At 33.9% G+C, this 21,852-nt stretch carries 15 protein-coding genes; 3 read left to right on the top strand and 12 right to left on the bottom strand.

Annotated elements, in window-relative coordinates; genetic code table 11:
• Positions 1 to 254 precede the first annotated feature (254 nt).
• A complete protein-coding gene (locus BED47_RS19770; protein WP_069035064.1) occupies positions 255 to 437 on the bottom strand; it encodes a hypothetical protein in 183 nt (60 codons plus the stop codon).
• Positions 438 to 1,002: 565 nt separating this feature from the next.
• Between BED47_RS19770 and BED47_RS19775 the strand changes: the two genes are divergently transcribed.
• On the top strand, positions 1,003 to 2,679 hold the full coding sequence (locus BED47_RS19775; protein WP_069035065.1) for a M4 family metallopeptidase: 1,677 nt from the start codon (positions 1,003 to 1,005) through the stop codon (positions 2,677 to 2,679).
• Positions 2,680 to 2,763: 84 nt separating this feature from the next.
• Here BED47_RS19775 and BED47_RS19780 read toward each other — a convergent pair whose 3' ends face one another.
• The 8 genes from BED47_RS19780 to BED47_RS19815 form a co-directional block, all read right to left on the bottom strand.
• Positions 2,764 to 6,864 (bottom strand): S8 family serine peptidase, encoded by a 4,101-nt coding sequence (locus tag BED47_RS19780; protein ID WP_069035066.1) that lies wholly within the window; start codon positions 6,862 to 6,864, stop codon positions 2,764 to 2,766.
• A 255-nt stretch (positions 6,865 to 7,119) separates the two neighbouring features.
• Complete coding sequence (locus tag BED47_RS19785; RefSeq protein ID WP_069035067.1) at positions 7,120 to 8,124, bottom strand: alpha/beta hydrolase; 1,005 nt, start codon at positions 8,122 to 8,124, stop codon at positions 7,120 to 7,122.
• A 155-nt stretch (positions 8,125 to 8,279) separates the two neighbouring features.
• Entirely contained in the window at positions 8,280 to 9,050 is a 771-nt protein-coding gene (locus BED47_RS19790; RefSeq protein ID WP_069035068.1) for a Cof-type HAD-IIB family hydrolase, read from the bottom strand.
• Between the two features lie 43 nt (positions 9,051 to 9,093).
• A complete protein-coding gene (locus BED47_RS19795; RefSeq protein WP_069035069.1) occupies positions 9,094 to 10,041 on the bottom strand; it encodes a LacI family DNA-binding transcriptional regulator in 948 nt (315 codons plus the stop codon).
• Positions 10,042 to 10,571: 530 nt separating this feature from the next.
• On the bottom strand, positions 10,572 to 12,290 hold the full coding sequence (locus BED47_RS19800; protein ID WP_069035070.1) for an alpha-keto acid decarboxylase family protein: 1,719 nt from the start codon (positions 12,288 to 12,290) through the stop codon (positions 10,572 to 10,574).
• 191 nt (positions 12,291 to 12,481) lie between these two features.
• Complete coding sequence (locus BED47_RS19805) at positions 12,482 to 13,249, bottom strand: SDR family oxidoreductase (RefSeq protein WP_069035071.1); 768 nt, start codon at positions 13,247 to 13,249, stop codon at positions 12,482 to 12,484.
• A 236-nt stretch (positions 13,250 to 13,485) separates the two neighbouring features.
• On the bottom strand, positions 13,486 to 15,144 hold the full coding sequence (locus BED47_RS19810; protein ID WP_069035072.1) for an FAD-binding dehydrogenase: 1,659 nt from the start codon (positions 15,142 to 15,144) through the stop codon (positions 13,486 to 13,488).
• A 175-nt stretch (positions 15,145 to 15,319) separates the two neighbouring features.
• Positions 15,320 to 16,198 carry a YitT family protein gene (locus BED47_RS19815; RefSeq protein WP_069035073.1) on the bottom strand — a complete coding sequence of 293 codons (879 nt, stop codon included), beginning with the start codon at positions 16,196 to 16,198 and terminating at the stop codon, positions 15,320 to 15,322.
• A gap of 173 nt (positions 16,199 to 16,371) precedes the next feature.
• On the opposite strand from BED47_RS19815, the gene BED47_RS19820 reads away from it, so the two are divergent.
• Both BED47_RS19820 and BED47_RS19825 read left to right on the top strand, forming a co-directional pair.
• Positions 16,372 to 16,815, top strand: a complete 444-nt coding sequence (locus BED47_RS19820) for a MarR family winged helix-turn-helix transcriptional regulator (protein WP_025568496.1) — start codon at positions 16,372 to 16,374, stop codon at positions 16,813 to 16,815.
• A gap of 2 nt (positions 16,816 to 16,817) precedes the next feature.
• Positions 16,818 to 18,002 carry an MFS transporter gene (locus tag BED47_RS19825; RefSeq protein WP_025568497.1) on the top strand — a complete coding sequence of 395 codons (1,185 nt, stop codon included), beginning with the start codon at positions 16,818 to 16,820 and terminating at the stop codon, positions 18,000 to 18,002.
• 46 nt (positions 18,003 to 18,048) lie between these two features.
• Here the strand turns inward: BED47_RS19825 and BED47_RS19830 are convergent, their stop codons facing one another.
• The 3 genes from BED47_RS19830 to BED47_RS19840 are packed head-to-tail and all read right to left on the bottom strand — an operon-like array spanning position 18,049 to position 21,739.
• Positions 18,049 to 19,170 (bottom strand): Ger(x)C family spore germination protein, encoded by a 1,122-nt coding sequence (locus BED47_RS19830; RefSeq protein ID WP_069035074.1) that lies wholly within the window; start codon positions 19,168 to 19,170, stop codon positions 18,049 to 18,051.
• Entirely contained in the window at positions 19,167 to 20,264 is a 1,098-nt protein-coding gene (locus BED47_RS19835; protein ID WP_025568499.1) for a GerAB/ArcD/ProY family transporter, read from the bottom strand. The genes BED47_RS19830 and BED47_RS19835 overlap by 4 nt, the downstream gene beginning before the upstream one ends.
• 20 nt (positions 20,265 to 20,284) lie before the next feature.
• On the bottom strand, positions 20,285 to 21,739 hold the full coding sequence (locus BED47_RS19840) for a spore germination protein (protein WP_084007005.1): 1,455 nt from the start codon (positions 21,737 to 21,739) through the stop codon (positions 20,285 to 20,287).
• Positions 21,740 to 21,852: the final 113 nt, after the last annotated feature.

Consider the following 21,852-nt stretch of genomic DNA (forward strand, 5'->3'; position numbering starts at 1 on the left):
TCCTATTTTCCGACTACGTAATCAATTATTCTGAAAATTCAATTGGAGGTCAAACGGGTTATTTTAATGCAGTAACACCAACACTTTTTAAAAAAACTGACTACTTTCGACTATTTTCGATACAAAAATGAGGAAGAATTTGTGTAAATTTGGAGAAAAAGTCGTTGAAAAAAAAAATCCTATTGAAATTTCAATAGGATTTTAATAAATAGCCTAATTTAACCCAAAAACAAATTAGCTTTATTTATAAAACTTTAATTTAATTGATTCATCGTCACAGAAAAGATATAGCTTTGATACTTATCACAGCCTTCATACTTAAATCTCTTTCCGTCTTTTGTATACGCTCTACCATCTTCTTGAAAACCTAAATCGTGTAAAACGTCTTTAATTGAACCATTTTCGTAATCTTTTCCAACCTGGAATTCGATACTCAAGTAACTCACCCTTTTACTAGTTTTTATTATTTATTTTGGTAATTTTAGGGTGATTTTATACTTAGTTGGACAATTACTAATTTTTCGGAGTTCAGTGAATTTCTTATTTCTAGAATAATATCATCATAATCTCTTTCGATACGAGGACAACTAGTCGGTTAAAAAAGATAAATGAATACTAAAACTAGGAAAGCAGAAATTCTTTACCTTTTCTGCTTTTTTTGTATTTCTGTCCTAACTTCAAACTAAAACAGAAAACAATTATTTACTAATATAATAATTTTAATGCTTTTTCTCTCCAGAGACTCCGTTTTTTTGAGTTAATTTTAACCAAAATCATACATATTCTTAATAAAATTCGATTTTTTATTTACCATTTTTTAACTAAAATTGATACTTTTTAACTATTTTAAAGATTCTGAATTATTTTTTCTTCGATATTTCCGCTTATTTTTCCCTCACAAAATGCAAAATTTGTCGAATTTTGTAGTTTGATAAACCAGTTTTTCAGATGATACGATGAATTCCTCAATACCACATTGTTAACCAAGGGGAGGAATTTTTAATGAACAAAAAAGTTTTAGCGGTTGGATTATCGGTAGGTTTGGCGGCAAGTAGTTTATCAGTAACTAATACATATGCTGCACCAAAAAATGTATTATCAAATTACAAGTACAACAAATCAGTGGGATCTCCTGAATTCGTTTCTGGACAACTGACAAAACCATCAGCTAAAAATGCTGAAGGCGTTGTAAAAGCTTATGTAAATGCTAACAAAGATAAGTTCAAACTAGGATCGAAGTCTGCAGATGATTCGTTCATTGTTCAGTCTAGTAAAAAAGATACTTACGGTACTGCTCTTCACCTACAACAAGTTTATAACGGTGTTCCTGTATGGGGATCAACTCAAACGGCAGTAGTTGGAGATAATGGAGTTCTAACTGTTTTCTCTGGTACAGTTATTCCAAACTTAGATACTAAAAAAGGGTTAAAATCTACTAAAAAAGTTAACGCTAATAAATCGATCAAAATCGCAGAAGCAGACCTTGGATATACCCCTGACTATGAAAAAGACCCTACAGCTCAACTAGTAGTTTATACAAATGGTGATAATGCAACTTATGCTTATCTAGTAAACTTAAACTTCCTTTCTCCAAAACCTGGAAACTATAATTATTTCATTGAAGCTTCAACTGGTAAAATTTTAAATAGCTACAATAGTATTGATACAATGGATAGCATCCATGCTGCTAGTAAATCAGCTGGATCATCAGTTGCTAAACCATCAGTTACTGGTACAAATGTAACTGCAACAGGTAAAGGTGTACTTGGTGATACAAAAACATTAAATATGACTCAATCTGGTTCAACTTATTATTTACAAGACAATACTAGAGGAAACGGTATTTTCACATATAATGGAGCTAATCGTACAACTCTTCCTGGAACGCTTTTATCAAGCACTGACACACTACTAAATAGCACAGCTGAAGCTGCGGCAGTTGATGCACATTATTATGCTGGAAAAACATACGACTACTATAAAACTGTTTTTGGACGTAATTCATTTGATGGTAATGGTGCTGCTTTAAAATCAACTGTCCATTATAGCCGTAGTTATAACAATGCATTTTGGAACGGTTCTCAAATGGTTTATGGTGATGGTGATGGAACAACATTTACTTACTTATCAGGTGGACTTGACGTAGTAGCGCATGAATTAACTCACGCTGTTACAGAAAGAAGCTCTAACTTAATCTATCAAAATGAATCTGGTGCATTAAACGAAGCTATTTCGGATATTTTTGGAACTGTTATTGAGTTCTATAATAATAACAATCCAGATTACGAGATTGGTGAGGATATCTACACACCAGGTATTGCTGGTGACTCACTTCGTTCAATGAGTGACCCAACTAAATACGGTGATCCAGATCACTACTCAAAACGTTACACTGGAACTTCTGATAATGGAGGCGTTCATACAAATAGTAGTATCATCAATAAAGCTGCTTACTTAATTGCAGTAGGTGGAACTCATTACGGTGTATCTGTAACAGGCATCGGTAATGATAAACTAGCTAAAATTTTCTATCGTGCAAATACAGTTTACTTAACTTCTTCAGCAACATTTAGTCAAGCTCGTGCAGCACTTGTACAATCTGCTGCTGACTTATATGGTGCAAGCTCTGCTGAGGTAACAACTGTTAATAATGCATTTGATGCAGTTGGTGTAAAATAATTTCAATTTACATTTTGAGTTAAATAAAAAGCCGATTTCCTTAATAGAAGGAAATCGGTTTTTATAATTTATAGCAGTAGTAGATTAGAGACCTAACTCTTCCTTAACAATCTCTAATGTTTTCATTTTATATTTACTTTTTGGTTTTGGTGCATTTTGCACTGAAGGATTTTGCATTAAGTAGTTTTTTTCTACAAATGCAAAGTCTTTTGCATCTACTTTACCATCCATATTAATATCTGCACTTCGTTTGTTTGTTCCCCAGTATGTTTGAATATATAGTGCATCCATTACGTCAATTACGTCGTCTCCATTTACATCTCCACCAAGTAATAATGGAAGATTAATCTTTTTAAATTGACCAGTTAATTCACCTTTTTCATTTAACATACCAATATTAAAGTCATAAAGACTTCTAAAATGTCCAGGAACTTTAACAGTTAATCGTAACGGTTGATCAGTAAGGGCTAAATGTAAAGCTTCAATTTTTCCAAACTTATTAAAAATTTGGTCATACTTATTTCCCGTAGAATCTTGGACCGACACATCCGCTCCTACTAAACTGTAATCTCTCTTACTATCAAATGCTCCACTACTAGTTAATAAACCTTCAGCATATAAAATAGATTTCATTTTCGAATATGTTGGAACTAAATCAACATATGGTGAATTTGTGATAAGAGAAGTTGTTTTTCCTGATCGGTTTACATATGAGCTAGATGCATAAATAAGACTACTATCTGGTCTGATTTCAAAGTTATAATCTTTTACTTTATACGTAACTTCTGCTAGTGGGATATCTCCGTTTAAAGTTTGCGTATTATTATCAGAAGCTTCTACAGTCACACTATTACCTACAGTTTTAGTAAACTTTATCTCTCCAAGTTTACTAGAGTCTGGATGAAGTGCAATATCCTCAATCGATAAAAAGTCTGATGGAACGCTTAAATTTACCGTACCTTTCTTAAAATCGACAGCATTTTTTAAAACGATTTTTGCTTTAACAAGATCATCCGGTTTCGCCGTATCTTTATCTACAACCGCTGTCAAATATGGTGTACCTTTTTTCAAGATTTTAATTGTTTTAGGAATGACACTACCGTTTCCGGCAGAATCGGTAACTACTAATTTTACAATCTTTACCCCCAAGCCTATTGGTACATCATATTTAAACGTACCATCCTTATTAACAGGTATTTCAACAGGAATATCTCCTTGTGCTATATCGTAGACCTTGTTAGCAGATTGATCAATTTTCATTCCAGCTGCTTTATAATCCTCTATATCCTGGTCGAACACTGAGCCAGTTATGGTAACAGATTTTTGTCCTTCCTCATATTCAATTATATCCCCTACTGGACCATCAATTGTATATTTAGGCTTTCTGTTATCAATAATTAAATTACGGTATGTTATGAACTGTTTACCAGTGTCGGATGTTGCAAGCATTTTGATCCTATAAAAACCTTCACCCAACACAACGCTTGTAGAACTTATACCGTTCGGAGATGTTTTATCAAAAGGATAATACGTACCATTAAAGAGACTTATATTAACTAAATCACCTTCATTTAAGCTAAATCCATTCACTGTTCCAAGAAAACCTATTTCCTGATTTGTCATTCCATCTTCCAAAATGAAATCAATATTTCTACTATTTGATTTCATTTGAACCTGAGCAGTTATCGCCTTAATTGTGTTAGGACTTGAATATGAATCTCTATAATGGTCTTCGGATAACCCAGTTGATGATGGTTCAAAAACTGCTATTCCTTCTTCAACAACATGTACTGCAAAAGGTACTTTATATGTTTCTTTTTGATCTTTTTGATTTGTATAGATGATATATCCCTCATAATTCCCTTTTTCTGCAGTTTTCGGTATGAAGATTGAAGCATTGGTATTTTTTTGTGAATTTGCAGGTAGCTTAATGGTCGGTTCGATAGAGAGCTTTACTCCATTTTTGTCGGCATCTTTAGATCCTCTTAGTCCTGTTTGAAATTTAACTGCTACATCAAATGTTTTTGCCTCACTACCTATATTTTTAATTACAACTTTACGTTCTTCGTTAACATCTTCACTTAGATCGACTGAACCAAAGCTAAGAGCACCCGTTTCATCTTTAATTGATTTTTCTTTTCCATTTTTTAAAATTGGTGTTTCATTTTGAACTTTCACTTCAATGGATGAATGCACCGCTTTATAAATATCTACTCGACCTGCACCTGATTCAAACACGCTATAATCCTTACTTAATGGAGTAGCTGTATTCATTAGAATCGCTTTGACATCACTTGGCTCTATGTTTGGTTTTGCTTGGAGTAAAAGTGCCGCCATCCCTGCAACATTTGGTGTTGCCATGGATGTACCTGAGAGACGTTCATACGCATACTTATAATCATTTGGCGTATTTTTATTGATCATATAAGCTGGCACTGTAGAAAAAACGCCTACACCTGGGGCTGTAACTTCTGGTTTTATATCGTAAGTAACTCGAGCTGGTCCACGTGAACTAAAATCCGCTAACTCATCTGCTTTCGTTTGAATTTGTCCAAGTTCATTAAAAGTAAATTTACTTGTTGTATTAATCTTTGATTTCAATGCTAAACCTTGCGCGTTCGTTAAGGTGAAAGTTGGAATATAATCTAATCCATCACCTAAATAAGCAGGTATTAGTCCCTCATCTGGATTATTATTAAAAAGTAATGCAGCTACTGCACCGTTTTGTTTTGCAAATTTAACTTTATCTCCTAAAGTAATATTATTCCCGCGACTAATTAATGCAATTTTCCCCTTTACATCTTTATTCTTATAATCCGACTGTGCACCATAACCTACTTCAATTATTGAATAGGATTGGCCATTTAATTGCTCAACATGATCTGTATATCCTTTTGCCATTTCTTGCAAGTCAGTTGAAATTGAGTCAGTACCTGTTTGTAGTACACTCTTATATGTATGTAAATTATTTGGTTCATTACTTGCGCCTACAGTTAAAGCAAGTGCTGCAGTACCTGGAGAACCTAATGTGTACATATCATTTCCGCTGTTTCCTGCAGCGATAACTGCTGTAACCCCGCTGAGTACTGCTTGATTAATTGCAATACTTGTGGAATACAGAGGATTATTTATTCCTGCACCTAAAGATAAATTAATGACATCCATCCCATCTGCTACAGCTTGATCAATCCCTGCCAAAACACTAGAATCTGTACCAGAACCATAATGCCCTAATACACGGTATGCATGTAACTCAACATCTGGTGCAATACCTTTCATTTTAATATCCCCGTCATTTTTTCCTTGACCAGCGATGATTCCTGCGACATGCGTACCATGTTCAGTATAATACGATGCTCCTGTAGCCCAGTAAAATTCGGCAAAACCGGATTTTTTCCAATCTTCGTATGTTGTTTCCATCGGATCATTGTCATTATCAATAAAATCGTATCCACCTTTATATACATCCTTTAAATCTGGATGATTATAGTCGATACCTGTATCAATTACTCCTACTTTAACTCCCTTTCCAGTAATACCTTCCTGATGAAGCTTATCTACTCCTAGAAAAGAAAGGGCTGATTCATTGCTTGATCCTCCAGCTTGTAATCCTTCTTGAGTATTATCTACATCTGCATGTACCTCTTCATTACTCCAAACCGCTTTAACAGCTTTTGATTTTAGTAGATTTTTTATTTGATTTGCTGGAAGACTCATTGAAACACCATTAAAAGCATGCTTAAATGAACGATTTACTTTGTAATTTACACTTTTATGATTTTCTTCGGTTAATACTTGTCCTAAATCTTTTGAAAAAGTTGCATGGTCTTGATCAACAAGGTTTGATGCCTCGTTCTTTGTGAGCTGTTTACCATTTAAAGAAGATTCAAGCTGAGCGACTTTTGCAGGTTTATTATTAAATTCGACAATAACGCTCGTTTGAGTAGTAGAATCTAAATCAATATCTTGATTAACTTGTAGCCCTGTCTCATTACTTGTTGAAAGCTGATGAAGTGCTGCTCTTTGAGCTGATGATAAATTTGCAAGCATATCTTCTACTTTCGAGTATGTTGCAGCTTTTGATGAGATTGTTACATGACTTAAGGAGCCAACAATAAAACCAGACGATAATGCTAACACTGAAAAACTTTTGACAAACTTACTTCTAGAAAAATGTTTTCCCATTCTCTACCTCCTAAAATTCAGAAACAAAAATCACTTTTATTATTAATTATTCTGAATATTCGGTCAATCGGGTTATTTATCCCTTATCAAATCAACATCTAAAAGATTTTCGACGTAATCTATCAAGAAATTTATCAAAAGTTGATTAACTTTAATTCTTTTTTGCCCCGAGGAGAAAACAAAGTGCAAAAAAAGAGACTTCAAAAACATTGAAATCTCATTTGCATTCAAATTGATTCTTATTTATTTTTGAACTCACGGTTGTATTTGAGAAACTTTCGTACCATTCAAGAAATTGAGTAGTTCATTAAATGTATTTTGAGCGGCTTTCGTATTCATTTGGAACTGGTATTCATGACCTAGTTTTCCTTCTGATTTACTATAAAAGACTTGTTTAACACCTGTTCTTTTTTCTAGTAATGTTGCAAATTTTTTACCTTGTGATTCAAAGGAACCTGTATTTCCGTCAGTTATAAATGTTGAAACAAATCTTTCTGGTACATTTCTTAAAAGGGAAGATTCCTTTGTCATCTTTTCATCTTCCCAGTTGTATTTTCCAAAATAAGCCCAGCCAACTCGCTTAAATACAAATTTCATCAACGTTGATGAAGCGTGCGTCTGAACTTCTTTCAGATCATAAGGACCACAAAGAAGTATTGCCCCACGTATTGTATTTGGATCGATGCTTTGACCTATTTTAGCTGTATTGGAGTAGTTTTTATTCATTTGAATACTTACAAATTGTGCTGTAAGCTGAGCTCCAGCTGAATCTCCAGCAATATAAATATTGTTTAAATCCAGTCCATATTTACCAGCGTTTTTTTTAATAAATCGGTACGCTTGATCAATTTGTTGTAAAGGTATTGGATAAGCAACACTCGGAGCTAAGGGGTAATTTATATTCACTACATTATACCCATGACTTGCTATATATGTAGCATATTTCCGTACATCATTTTTATCTCCCGCTACAAAAGCACCACCATGAATCCAAAAAATGGTTGGAACGTATTTCAGATCACCTTTATACTTAATCAAATCAAAAGTACTGCTTTTATATTTTGTTGAGTACTCAATATCAGTATCCATACTTGTTTTTTGTTTTGCTATGCCATAATCAGCTGCCTCTACTTCAATTCCACCGGCAAAAGACTTTTTCAAAAACCACGTTACAGGTCTTGGGGATAGAAATATCGATCCAACACTAATTATGATCAATATAAGTAAACAAATTCCAATTATTTTAAAAGTGCGCTTCATATTTATCCTCCTGATAAAAGAGTTAACTGAAGCTTATTATTCGATTTTCCAAAATTATCATACATGAAGACAGTATTTAAGCCAGTTATCAATATTCAAGTCGAGCTTACAAAGCATTTCAAGCTTTTCAAGGTTAATCTAATTTCTTTCACGTATTAGATTAATAACATTTTCTTAAGAGCATTATAAATGCCATGTTCATTGCAGCTATCTGTGATTAAATTAGCTTTCTCTTTAACCGCTGTTTCAGCATTTCCCATTGCAACACCAATTCCTGAAAGCTCCATTAGTTCGATGTCGTTCATTCCATCACCGAAGAAAACAATATCTTCTTGCTTAAATCCATTTTCCTTAGCAATTTTCAAAATTGTTTTTGCCTTCGATCCTTCTTTAGGGATGACATCTGAGCCAAATTGGTGCCAACTCACATATCGGAATTCGTTAATATCATATTTGTGAAGATCTTCATTCTTGCAAAACAGCATAGCTTGAATAATCGAATTTTCTTTCCAATACATCTCATCAAAGTCAGGGATAATTAAACCTAGACTTTCATAGGCCTTAGTTAGCGACTCTCCAGGTTCTTCAAAATGTCTTTTTACCCCTTTCAATGTTTGGAACACAATCTGATCATTGTTTTCAATCGCAATTTCAATTAGTTTCAAAATAGATTCTTTTGAAAATATTTCCTCATGAGCTATTTCATGACGGACAAACCCTACAGATCCATTGCATAAAACATAAGTATCAATTTCGAGTTCGTCGACGATCGATATTGCAGAAGTGTAGTCTCTTCCTGTCGCGATTACGATTTCATGGCCACTTTCTTTTAGAGAAACCAAAGCTTGTTTCGTACTGTCTAGAAACTTCATTTCAGTCGTAAGTAATGTTCCATCTATGTCAAAAACAATAAATTTTTCCCTCATTTTCTTTCCCCACATTTTCTCTATTTTTTATCTTTGATTTATATTAAACAGAATCTCTTTCAATAATTTGATAAGGTATTTTTACTTTGTCTCTAGATTTCTTTATTACAAGGCTACAAGCTTGTTCACCAACTTTCGTTAATTGATGATCCACTGTAGAAATTCCCATACCGATCCCAATTGGTTGATTTGCTTGACCTATGATTGCTAAATCAGTAGGGATTTTTAATTGTTGCGACTTTGCGTATAAATACATTCCACCAGCCACTTCATCCCCATTTGCATAAATAGCTGTTGGCTTTTTGTGTAAATGCATAAATTTCTTTGCTGCTTCATATCCGTCTTCTAAGCAATGACATTCTGATAGATGGTATTCAGGTTGAAGTTCACCAAATATTTCAATATAAGCATCAATCAATTGCTTCGTGCTATTACTTTCTAACCTAGCAGATGTGAATGCTACCACATCATGTCCTTTGTTTTTTAATAATTGAAAGGCATCTAGATAAGACGAATAGCGGTCCAAATAGGAACAGCCAATCTCTTTGTGTTGGGTATATTCACAAGCAACGATTGAACCATATTTGCTAAATGGAATGATTGTTTCCCAATCATTTGCTCGTGACGTGATAATGATGCCATCATACAGCTTGCTTTTTAATTTATGCAAATACTCGACTTCTTTTTCTTTACGATAATTTGAAGGAAGTACCGTTATCAAAAAATCTTTCTCTAATGCCTTGTTCAGTATACCGTTTAAAATTTGATCAAACGCTGGATTGTTGTTATATGGGAGAATAACACCTATTGCTCTTGTTTCTCCTCGAATTAAATCAATTGCATTTTTATTTGGCGTATAATTCATTTCTTCAATGGCTTTAAGAACAGCCTCTCGTTTATCATTAGCAACATACTTATAATTGTTTAGTACCCTAGAAACAGTCGAAACGGATACACCTGCTAATCTTGCAATATCGTTAATATTTGTCATCTTACACCGCCAACATAGTATAAATTTTAAGGAATTTTACATATTTAAATTCAATTTCTTAAAACCATTCATATAAGGTTTCTTCCTCTGTATGTCATATTTCGTAAACCTGTGTTCTCCTACAAAGAGAATAGAATGTTCAATATCTTCCTCAAACTAGAAAGATTTTTTACTATTTTATAGTTTACTGCTTACAATATATAACCTTTTATAAGTTAAAAACAAATCTTCAAAGATTTCCAATAACCCTGTATGGTCAAACAATGAATATCCATTGTGATAATAGTTAACCTATTAAGTTCATCTTTTTTCACATCTCGTAGAAAATCGGCTTACTTTCAATCTAATTTATGAAATGGATTTCAAGTCAAGACAAAAATTAAATTAAATTTCAAGTATGCTACAATAAAGCAAATTAAGGTTTTCATCACTCGATTTATTGAACAAATAGCCATTAGAAATATAGGGAAAAAGACAATTAAAAAAAGTTGGGATCATTTGTTTTATTGATTCCAACTTTTTTGTTTATATTAACTATTTTGGTTGCGTTTCATTGCCTGCTTTTCCAAATACTTGTACATTTTTTTCATATTTTCTGGTGCGTCCAATGGGTCTTTTACAATCATTTCAATAATACTGACTCTTTCGGAACATTCAATTTCAGCTTGGTTTATTGCCTGTTCAAGCTCTCCATAAGTATGAACAATAGCAGTAAACGCATTGCCTCCAAAAGCTTCAGCTAGCTTAGTGTAAGACCACCTAGGGATTTTGTTGTATGTTTGATTTTTCGTATTAACATTTAAATATTTTTCGATTGTATAACCGTCATTGTTTAAGACGAAAATTATCGGTTTACAGCCGTAATAGAGCATGGAGCTGATTTCTTGTGCAGTTAGCTGTAGTGAGCCATCACCAGTAAACAGCAACACCCGACGCTCTGGGGCTGCAATACAGGCGCCAAACGTCGAAGGGGTTGCATATCCGATGGATCCCCAGCCTCCTTGCCCAATATATGTAATATTACTAGGCAATCTCACTTCCGCCATACCATTGTATAATGTACCAATCTCAATAATCATAATGTCGTCCATTTTCAGCATCCGTTGAAAAACTGGATAATAGTCGGCCGCTTTAAGTGGTTCATCATTACTTACATTGGATTGATCGTATGGAAATGACACTTTTCCTAGTAAACCTTGACCTTTATACCCCACTTTTTGTATCGCCTGAAGCATGTCAGTAGCTAGAACGTTCTGGTATACCGCCTCAGCAATCTTCACTAGATCCGATTGGATATTAATGGTCACCATTGAATTCAGTTTTGCGGTAAAATTCGCTGTGTTGGTGTCCGCGGGTACCAAGCCAATCGCAATGATACAGTCTGCATTTTCTACCGTATTTTGAACTTCAGAACAGCCAAACGAGCCTAAGTACATACCGATATAATTAGGATGGGTTTCATCAAATGCGCCTTTACCGAACATCATGGATGCAACAGGTATATTCATCGCATCTGCCAATTGCAGAACTGCAGCCTGAAGGCCAAAACGTATCGTTTTTACATCTACTAGGATAACTGGCCGCTTTGCACATTCTAGTAGCTGACGGACATGATCTGTCGCAGCTTGAAGAGATTTTATGTTTGATGTTTTTTGTTGTGGTGTTGGCTCTATCCTGTCCATAATCGGCTGATCGACTAAATCATCGGCCACAACAAGGTAAACAGGTTGTTTCTTTTCTTTTGCAATTCGAATAGCAGCAGGAATTTCAATCATGGCATTTTCAGGTGTGAGTACAGCACTATAGGCTGTTATCTGTTTATACATATTGCGGAATACATTGAAATCCCCATCCATTAGAGTGTGATGCATCAGCTTGTGCTCTTTTTGATCTTTCTCTTTTGGTGAACCAACAATGTGGATTATTGGAACGTGTTCACTATAGGCGCCAGCTATTGGATTGCATGCATTCAACTCCCCAACACCAAACGTTGTAATAAGAGCAGAAATCCCCTTGATTCTTGCATAACCATCCGAAGCGTAACCCGCGTTTAGTTCGTTCCGTCCTTCTATAAACTGGATTCCGTTATATCGCTCCAACGTATCAAGTAATGAAAAATTATAGTCCCCTGCGACGCCAAAAATTTCAGTAATCCCTTCTTGCTTTAGGCAATCAAACAAAAACCGCCCAACTGTTTTTTGTGCCATACTAGCATGTGTGTCGGGACTGACTGTATTCTTTTTATCCATTACACACCCACTCCTTTTCCAATATCAATAGCTTGTTCAGTTTTTTAGTACCCTTTTTATTCGTACCCTATCATAGAACAGGCTATACAATTGTTGGGAATAAGGAAAAAATCAATATATAGCACCAAAAGGACAAATCCGAATTAACGAATTTGCCCGTTTTTACTTCATAAAAAAAAAATACTGCTGAACTAATGTTGTTGAATTGTATTTTTCAACATATTATACATATTTGTAACATGTTCATCTACTTGATCTCGCGACATACGAAGTCGTTCAACTGAAGTTCCATATCCGATTTCTTGTTTCCCTTCTTTTAATTCCATGAAAATCCCATCTGCAAATTCATCTAAAGGTTCACCGTGAGTATGCAATCCTGCACCGCCTAAATCAGTATTAACTGCCGGAGGAGCAACTTCAATTACTTCCACAGATGATTCGGAAAGTTGGTGACGTAAACTCATATTAAATGAATGGATTGCTGCTTTTGTTGCTGAATAGATTGGCGCAATGACCAATGGAGTAAAAGCTAATCCCGATGAAACATTAATGATCGTTGCCGCTTCTTTTGTAGCAAAATATGGAGCAAACAGCATAGACAAATGGATTGGTGCTTCAATATTAGTTATGATTTCATTATTAAAATATTTCCAATCGTTCTTGGCATCTGATTTTAAAATATTAAAACGTTGTTGAATCCCTGCATTATTTACTAGCACATTTACTTCTGGATAGTTCTTTGTTACCCACTCAAACAATGATACGCGTTCTGGTTCAGAGCTCAAGTCACTCACATGTGTAATAAGATCGGGAAATTTTTCTTTAGCATTTTCAAGTACATTTTCACGTCGCCCAGTCACTATGACTTTATTTCCTGATTTAATAAAGCGTTCTGCAAAAGCTAATCCAATACCAGTACTACCACCTGTAATAAGGATTGTGTTACCTGAAAGTTTCATGTTAATTCCTCATTTCTATTTTTTTCTATATGTTACTAACTTATCCAATCTCTATTAATAATTTGATCTTAAGGTTGCTTCTGTACTTGAGCAATATTTCATTAGAAGCCCCAATCAATAATCGATCAATGTCAACATGATTATCATACGACTTAAACTATGCTTTAAGTCAACTAAAGAAAAAAATAAGATCGACTAGTTTGTCGATCAAACGCATGTATTTGAAGAGTTCGAGTTTATTCTAACTCTCTACTAATCGCTCTACCTGCTTGTCTACCTGAAAATAAACAACCACCTAAAAATGTTCCTTCCATTGCACGATAACCATGTACACCACCGCCGCCGAATCCAGCAACTTCACCTGCTGCATATAGTCCAGGTATTGCATCACCTGAAGAATTTAATACATTCCCATCTAAATTTGTTTGAAGTCCACCAAGTGTTTTACGACTTACAATATTTAAACGAACAGCAATTAACGGACCATTTTTTGGGTCTAAAATTTTATGAGGAGACGCAACACGAATTAATTTATCACCAATATAATTTCGTGCTCCTCTTAAGGCAGTGATTTGTAAGTCTTTTGTAAATTTATTATCCATTTCACGATCACGTGCAATCAGTTGACGCTCGATTACATCATAGTTTAGTAAATTTTCCCCGGTTATTTTATTCATGCCTTCAACAAGCTCTTTTAACGTGTCTGCAACAACAAAGTCCTCTCCTTTTTCCATAAAAGCTTTTACAGGTGCTGGTATTCCTGAAGTTGCCCGTTTCATCACTTGTTTTATACTTTTTCCAGTTAAATCAGGATTTTGTTCTGAACCTGAAAGTGCAAACTCTTTTTGTATAATTTTTTTCGTTAAAATAAACCAGGAGTAATCATAACCAGTTTGTTGAATGGCTTGTAATGTACCTAACGTATCAAAACCAGGAAAATTAGGTGCAGGAAAGCGCTGTCCACGTGCATCTAACCAAATTGATGATGGTCCCGGAAGAATACGGATTCCATGATTGCTCCATACAGGATTCCAATTTTTTATGCCTTCAGTATAGTGCCACATTCGATCACGATTAACAATTCGACCACCAGCTTTTTCAGTAATGGCAAGCATTCGACCATCAACATGTGCCGGTACACCAGATATCATTCTTTTTGGCGGAGTGCCTAATCGACTTGGCCAATTTTGGCGTATTAAATCAACGTTCGCACCAATACCGCCACTTGATACTAAAACCGCCTTTGCCCCATATTGAAAGTCATCAATTACTTCTCGAGAACTATCTTCTCCTCGCTCTGAATTACTTGGTTCTAATAAAGAACCACTTACTCCGACTACAGTTCCATCTTGTGTTAGTAGTTGATCTACACGATGTCGGGATCTGAATTCTACTAAACCTTTTTTCATATGCTCGCGAACTCTTCGTTCGAAAGGCGCAACAATTCCAGGACCTGTACCCCATACTACGTGAAATCGGGGCACTGAATTCCCATGTCCTTCTGCAAGATATCCCCCACGTTCAGCCCAACCGACGATTGGAAAAAATCTCACCCCCATGTCATAAAGCCATTGCCTCTTCTCTCCTGATGCAAACTCGACATATGCCTCTGCCCATTTCTTTCCCCAATAATCCTCATCATCTTCTCGATCAAATCCTGCTGTTCCAAGCCAATCCTGCCAAGCTAATTCCCTCGAATCTTTAATACCTAATCTACGTTGCTCTGGAGAATCTACTAAAAATAACCCACCAAATGACCACCAAGCTTGACCACCTATTGATGATTTCGGTTCCTGGTCTAGTAATAATACACTTTTCCCGGCATCAGCTATCTCAGCAGTTGCAACTAAACCAGCCAATCCTGCTCCAACAACAATCACATCGAATTTCTCCATTCAACTTCTCCCTCCTTTTAAGCCTTTTAATCTATCAAATTATAAATTTATCTACAAAATAGTTTTCTAAATTTTCAGTTATCAAATAAATAATACAGCAAATAGCTAGAGAATAAAAGCAAAGAAGGTCCAATAAGAACCTTCCTCCATATTTCAATGCTTTTGTTGAACAGTCCTAATGTACGTTTTTCTTTTTAAATCTTCCACCACGTACTTCTGCAATATCTGAAATTGCTAAAAAGGCACTTTCGTCAATGTCATCGACAATTGTTTTTAATTCTGCTTCTTCTAATCGAGTGATAACACAATAGATAACCTTTGTCGTTTCACCTGAGTATGCACCTGCTCCATTTATATAGGTAACACCACGGCCCATTTTAAAAAGAATTGCTTCTCCAATATCTTCACTTTTGTCACTAATGATCCATGCTGATTTTGATTGTTCTAATCCTTCTACTACGATGTCAATTGTTTTAAATGCGACTAAATATGCAATTATTGAGTACATTGCTCGATCCCAAGAAAAGATGAATCCAGCAGCTCCTAAAATAAATAAGTTGAAAACCATAATGATTTCACCAACGGAAAAAGGAATCTTGCTATTAATAATGATCGCTAGAATCTCAATCCCGTCTAGTGCTCCACCAAATCGAATGGCTAATCCTACTCCAACACCTACGACCATTCCTCCAAAAATTGTTGCTAGTAGAATATCTTCCGTAAAAGCAGAGATATGGTGAAACCTGCTTGTTAAATAAGAAAGAACAGTGATGCCAAGAATCGTCGAAATCGCGAATGTTTTCCCTATTTGCTTATAACCTAAATAAAAAAATGGTAGGTTTAATACAAAAAGAAATACGCCAAGTGGAAGTCCTGTAAGATGGGAAACCATAATCGAAATACCTGTTATTCCACCATCAATAACATCATTTGGAACTAAAAATATTTCAAGACCTGTCGCTACAAGTAAGGAACCAACTAACATTGCGATTGTTCTTTGTAAAATCTTCATTTTATGAGATTTCCCGTTTGTTGAATGTACTACTTCTACCATCTCAAATACCGTCCTAACTGTTTTGTAAAATTTTTCTACATTTAATATTTGCTCTTATGCTCAATTTATACTAATTAAGTTCATTCACTGGACATTCACAATTTGTTCAAATATAATTAGCTAGACAACTATTTTAATTAGCTAGCTAACTAATTTTCCAAGGAGACTTTTTTATGCGCAAAAAGCAGCCTTTCTTTTTTTTATTAAATCAAACTACACGTCAGTTTTCGAAATCATTTAATGAGCATCTTGTTCCTACTGGATTGTATTTGGCACAATGGTCTGTTATTCACTATATCCATTTACATGGACCATGTACTCAACGAACAATTTGTTCGAATTTGAATATTGAGCCACCTACCCTTACACGAACACTACGTAGGATGGAAGTTTTAGACTTAATTGTTCGCAAAGAAGGAACAGATAAAAGAGAAAAAATGATTCATCTAACTGATAAAGCTATAAATCAATATGATAGTTGGAAAGAGCAAATCATCTCATTTGAGAATGATGTTATTAAAGATATACCCGATGAAGAGCTTGATATTGCACTTCAAGTTTTTCAAAAAATGATGAACAATATGAAAGCGTCGGAGGTTACTAAACAGGGGGAATAAGTTTGAAAAACGAGCGTTTATGGACAAAGGATTTTCTAAGTGTAAGCTTAAGTGGATTTTTTGTGTTTTTAGTATTTTATACGTTGATGGCGACATTACCGATTTTTGTGATTGATAATTTAGGCCAAGAAGATAGTAAAGTTGGTCTTGTAGTAACATCCTTTCTGATTGCCTCAGTTGCAATTCGTCCATTTGCAGGGATCTGGCTTGATACAATTGGTCGCAGAAAAATACTAATCATTTCATTAGTTTTCTTTACATTAACAACTTTTTTATATCCTTTTATCAATAATTTTGCATTATTACTTTTATTGCGTTTTGCACAAGGGATTGCATTTGGTCTAGGAACAACTGCAACAGGTACAATAGTCGCTGAAATAGTTCCTATATCACGTAGGGGCGAAGGTATGAGTTATTATAGCTCATCAATGATCCTTGCAATGGTATTTGGTCCTTATCTTGGTATTAATTTAATGAATCATTTTACCTTCCATATTTTGTTTTTTGTTTGTGGTTTCTTCGCAATTATTTCACTTATTTTCGGACTATTCATTGCGATTCCTAAACAAACATTAAAAGCAAAAACTCGAATTAAACCATCACAATTAATTGAGCGTTCAGCATTACCAATCTCAATTACTTCAGCAATTATCTCTTTTGGTTACAGTGGTATCATTTCATTTATCACATTATACGCAAAAAAATTAGGATTTGTAGATGTTGCTAGTTTCTTTTTTATTGTTTATGCAGTTTTCATTTTAGGATCAAGACCTTTCACTGGTAAACTATTTGATCGTAAAGGAGCTAACATAATTGTATATCCTGGGATCATCTTATTTACAATTGGTCTAGTTGTCTTGAGCTTTTCAACTGTACCAACAATCTTTTTATTTTCCGCTGCATTAATCGGTCTAGGCTATGGCTCAATCGTACCTAGTTTTCAAACATTAGCGATTAACACTGCTGCCCCTGCTAAAAAGGGAATGGCGACAGCAACATTTTTTATGTTTTTTGATGTCGGTATGGGAATTGGCTCTTACGTACTTGGAGTTGTATCTGCGAAAACATCATTCCATATTATGTATGTCATAACTGCAATTGCTGTATTGTCAACGACTGTCATTTACTATTTATTGCATGATCGTAAACAAAGAAAAGCAATAGATCTTGAAAATGCAGCCGCCTAAACTTAAAACCCACCAAAATTTTTTTGGTGGGTTTTGTTTTGTTCACTTACATCGTTATTCCTTTATCTATAACAATAATCTTAACTTTTACTTTTATATTCGATTTTTGATATGTATCAAGCCAATGATTCTCATTTTTTTTCCAATCAGCGTACTGAAATGAGTGAGCAAGTATACCAAAACCAACTGGATCAACTTTATCTTTTTGAAAAGATTGGATTAGATTATTTAATTCTTTTTGCAATTTTTTTTCTATCGCTTTTTTTAAGATAGCTTCCGATGAATTCGTTAATCCTATTGGAGATTCTGTAAACATAATCGGCAATGTCAAATTCACATTAAAGCTATAATGACCATTAGAATATTTTTTATCGATTTTTCGTTTTACATCTTTAATATAAAAACTAGTTTCTTCATCTGTAAAGACATCATCTACATCTTTTTTAAATTTTTTAAGATTCAATGCAATTACTAATTGTCCCTCTAAATGATCTTTTAAAATTTTTAACAGTTGTGTTTCATTCATTGATAAGGTTCGATTATACAAATTATTGTTAGTTAATAAAGTTGTCCCATTGACTACTAAATGCTCTCCTTGTATTGCTAGTTCAGGTGCAAAAGGTGTAATCCCCTTCTCAAAATACATTCGATGAAACTGTCGTATAGTCGTTCTAAAGGCAACATTTCGAAAATCAGCAGTTTGTATTAATTGAGGAATATAGATCGGTAACTCAGGTTTATCCTTTGGTTTTAAATCAAAAACATCGGCAAGTGGACCATCTACAAAAATAAGATCTGCATTTAATCGAAATTTGGGATCTCGAAAAAACATATCCATGATTGAAAACCAATTTTTATGTTCAAGTACTCTTGACCCTATTAAGATTGCTTGAATTTTACCTCCACCAGTAACACCACTAGCACGCGTATCAAAATAATTTCTAGATTCTTTAATCGATAGAGTTTGAACGTTAAAATGTTCAGTTTTCGCTTGTGTTTCTCCACTAAAGACTGGACTTGCCATAAATACTTCTACTTTATTTTCATCGTTCACATCGATTCCTAAAATCATCGATAATGTGACATCTTCTATATTTATTTTCCCTCTGCAACCCGAAACGCCGATTATTAAAAAAATACTAAGCAAACATACTTGAAAATATTTCAATTGATTTTCACCTTACTTAAATTATTTTTTATTAAACCGCCGATCAATAACAGGATAGGGATACCGATCGTGATGTATCTTCCAGAAATCATTAAAACGTGTAAATGATTAGTTGTATTTGTAAATGTCGGAACTTGAATAAATGTAAGGATGATAATGAGGATAAAAAGAATAATAATGACAATAGGTAATAATCTAAATTTAAATAACTCTGATAACCCATTCATACCAGCCCAAATAAACGTAACCCATGATTTCGATATTATCATTAAAAATAATGAGAATAAAATGAAATCTAACCTCTCAACATATTGAAATTCGATTACACTTAAAATATCGATTACTGGCTCAAATGTCATTTTAATTTCATAAGGACTATAAATAACAAAACAAATAATTGTTACAAAAACGTAGGTAAAAGTTGTTAAAGCATTTCCAATAATAACGCATTTTACAGCCTTTTCTTTCGACTTTAAATATGGATAATAAACTAGGATTAATTCGATGCCTAGAAATGAAGTCGTCGTTAATGGAATCGTCTTTAAAATCGGCATCCAGCCATCCTTAATAATTGGTAAAATAAAATTTATATCAGCATCTTTAAGTGTGAATAACAGCATGAATAAGGTAAAACAAGCAATTGGAAAAATTGCTTCTATATATTTTGCAATTAAATGAACTCCCCCACTTATTAGCTGATAAGTTGGAAAAAGAAATAGCACTAATAAAATATAAGTTCTAGTTTCTTGAAGTATGTAGGATTGAATATATAAAATCGCTCTAACTAATGCAAGATATCCTCCATATAGAAAATAAATTGCTTGTAACAAAACTACGATTGATCCAATAATTTTTCCTAGATAAAAAGTAAAAAAACCTATGTAGTTTAAATTAGGAGCCTTCTCTCTAAATTTAACAAATACAATACTAATTAAAGTAGAAAGTATTCCCCCAAAAAGAATTGCAATCCAACTGCTAGTACCTCCTTTTAGAGCTAGTTCTCTAGGAAGTGACAACATTCCAATCCCTACTTGAATACCAAAAATCATTAAAATAAATTGAAATTGTGTAATTTTTGACTTCGTAATTATCATGAAAGAATCCCTTCTAACATTCATTCTTCATTACGTTTATTTTGTTTTTTCCAAAGATAGTTTAAAGGTACTCTTATGATTGTATCTTTAAATGCATCACGATTGATTGGAGAAAATGGCAATGTATAAGGTTTGTTATAGCTAGTTAAGCTCAAACCATGGATCATGAGAATCATTGTACTTACAATCAAACCGATTAAACCAAATAATGAAGCCATAATCATAATTGGAAATCGAATGACTCGTAAACTAGATGCCATTTCATAGTTTGGAATAATAAATGATGAAATAGCCGTTAAAGCTACGACGATTACCATAATATTACTAACGATTCCTGCTTGTACCGCTGCTTGCCCGATTACAATCCCACCTACAATGCCAACTGTTGTACTAATAGGTGCTGGTAGTCTAATCGCTGCTTCTCTTAACATTTCTAAGGTGATCTCCATAACAATGGCTTCAAATAAAGGATCAAATGGAACCTTTGCCCTAGATTCCCCGATTGATAATAGTAATTTTAAAGGAACGATCTCATAATTAAATGAAATAATTGCAATATAGATTCCCGGCAAAAAGATTGTTAAAAAGAATGCAATTACTCTAAGTATACGATTAAATGAAGCCACCATCGCTCTTGCTGAATAATCATCAATCGTTTTAAAAAATATTGCAAAATTAATCGGTAAAATAATAACCTCAGAAGATCGGTCTACGATTAAAACTACTTTTCCTTCAAGTAATGTCGTAGCTGCAACATCCGGTCTTTCTGTTGTAAAATATTGAGGAAAAGGAGAAAATGGGTTTCTTTCTATTAATTGCGCTAAGTGGTTTGCATTTATTATAGAATCAAGTTTTATCTTTGAAATATCTTGTTCTACACCAGATAGTAAATCTTCATCTACTAATCCATCGATATACGCAATTGCTACCGTACTTTTATTTTCATTCCCAATTTCAACTTCCTTAACTTGAAAATCTCGACTTTTAATAAATCTTCGAAGTAAAGTAATATTACCTTGAACAGTTTCAATAAAGGATATTTTTGTGCCCCTTAAGGAATTATCAATACTTGGAGGCGTATAAGCTCTTTGTGGCAATTTTCCACAAGAATATACAAATGCGACTGGATCGCCTTCTACTAGAAGAATACTGTTACCATTCAATATTGCTGTTTCAATATCTAAAATTTGATTAGTCCGAATCGTATTATTCGTTATGAATAATTCTATATCTTCAGTATACGAACTTACTGTATTAATAAATTGACCTATTTTTTGTTCATCAACTAAACTAGACAAATAACAAATTATAGCCTGTTTATCTTTAACAACTATATCTTTTTTTACTAAGTCAGAGGTCGGGAACACTCGCTGAATAATATTAAAGTTTTCTATTAAATTTCCTTCAGTATGAAGAACGGAAGAGCGTAAATTATATTTTCTTAAACGCTTCTTTTGTTGATTAGAATAATCCACTTAATCTTCCATCCTTTCATAAATTTCCAGATTACTTTCAGCTAATCAGTTTTATCAAAAATCACCTATTTTATACTTGAAAGGCTAGTTAGGAGATAGTTGGATTTAACGGA

This window comes from Gottfriedia luciferensis (assembly GCF_001712755.1).
GTDB lineage: Bacteria > Bacillota > Bacilli > Bacillales > Bacillaceae_G > Gottfriedia > Gottfriedia luciferensis_B.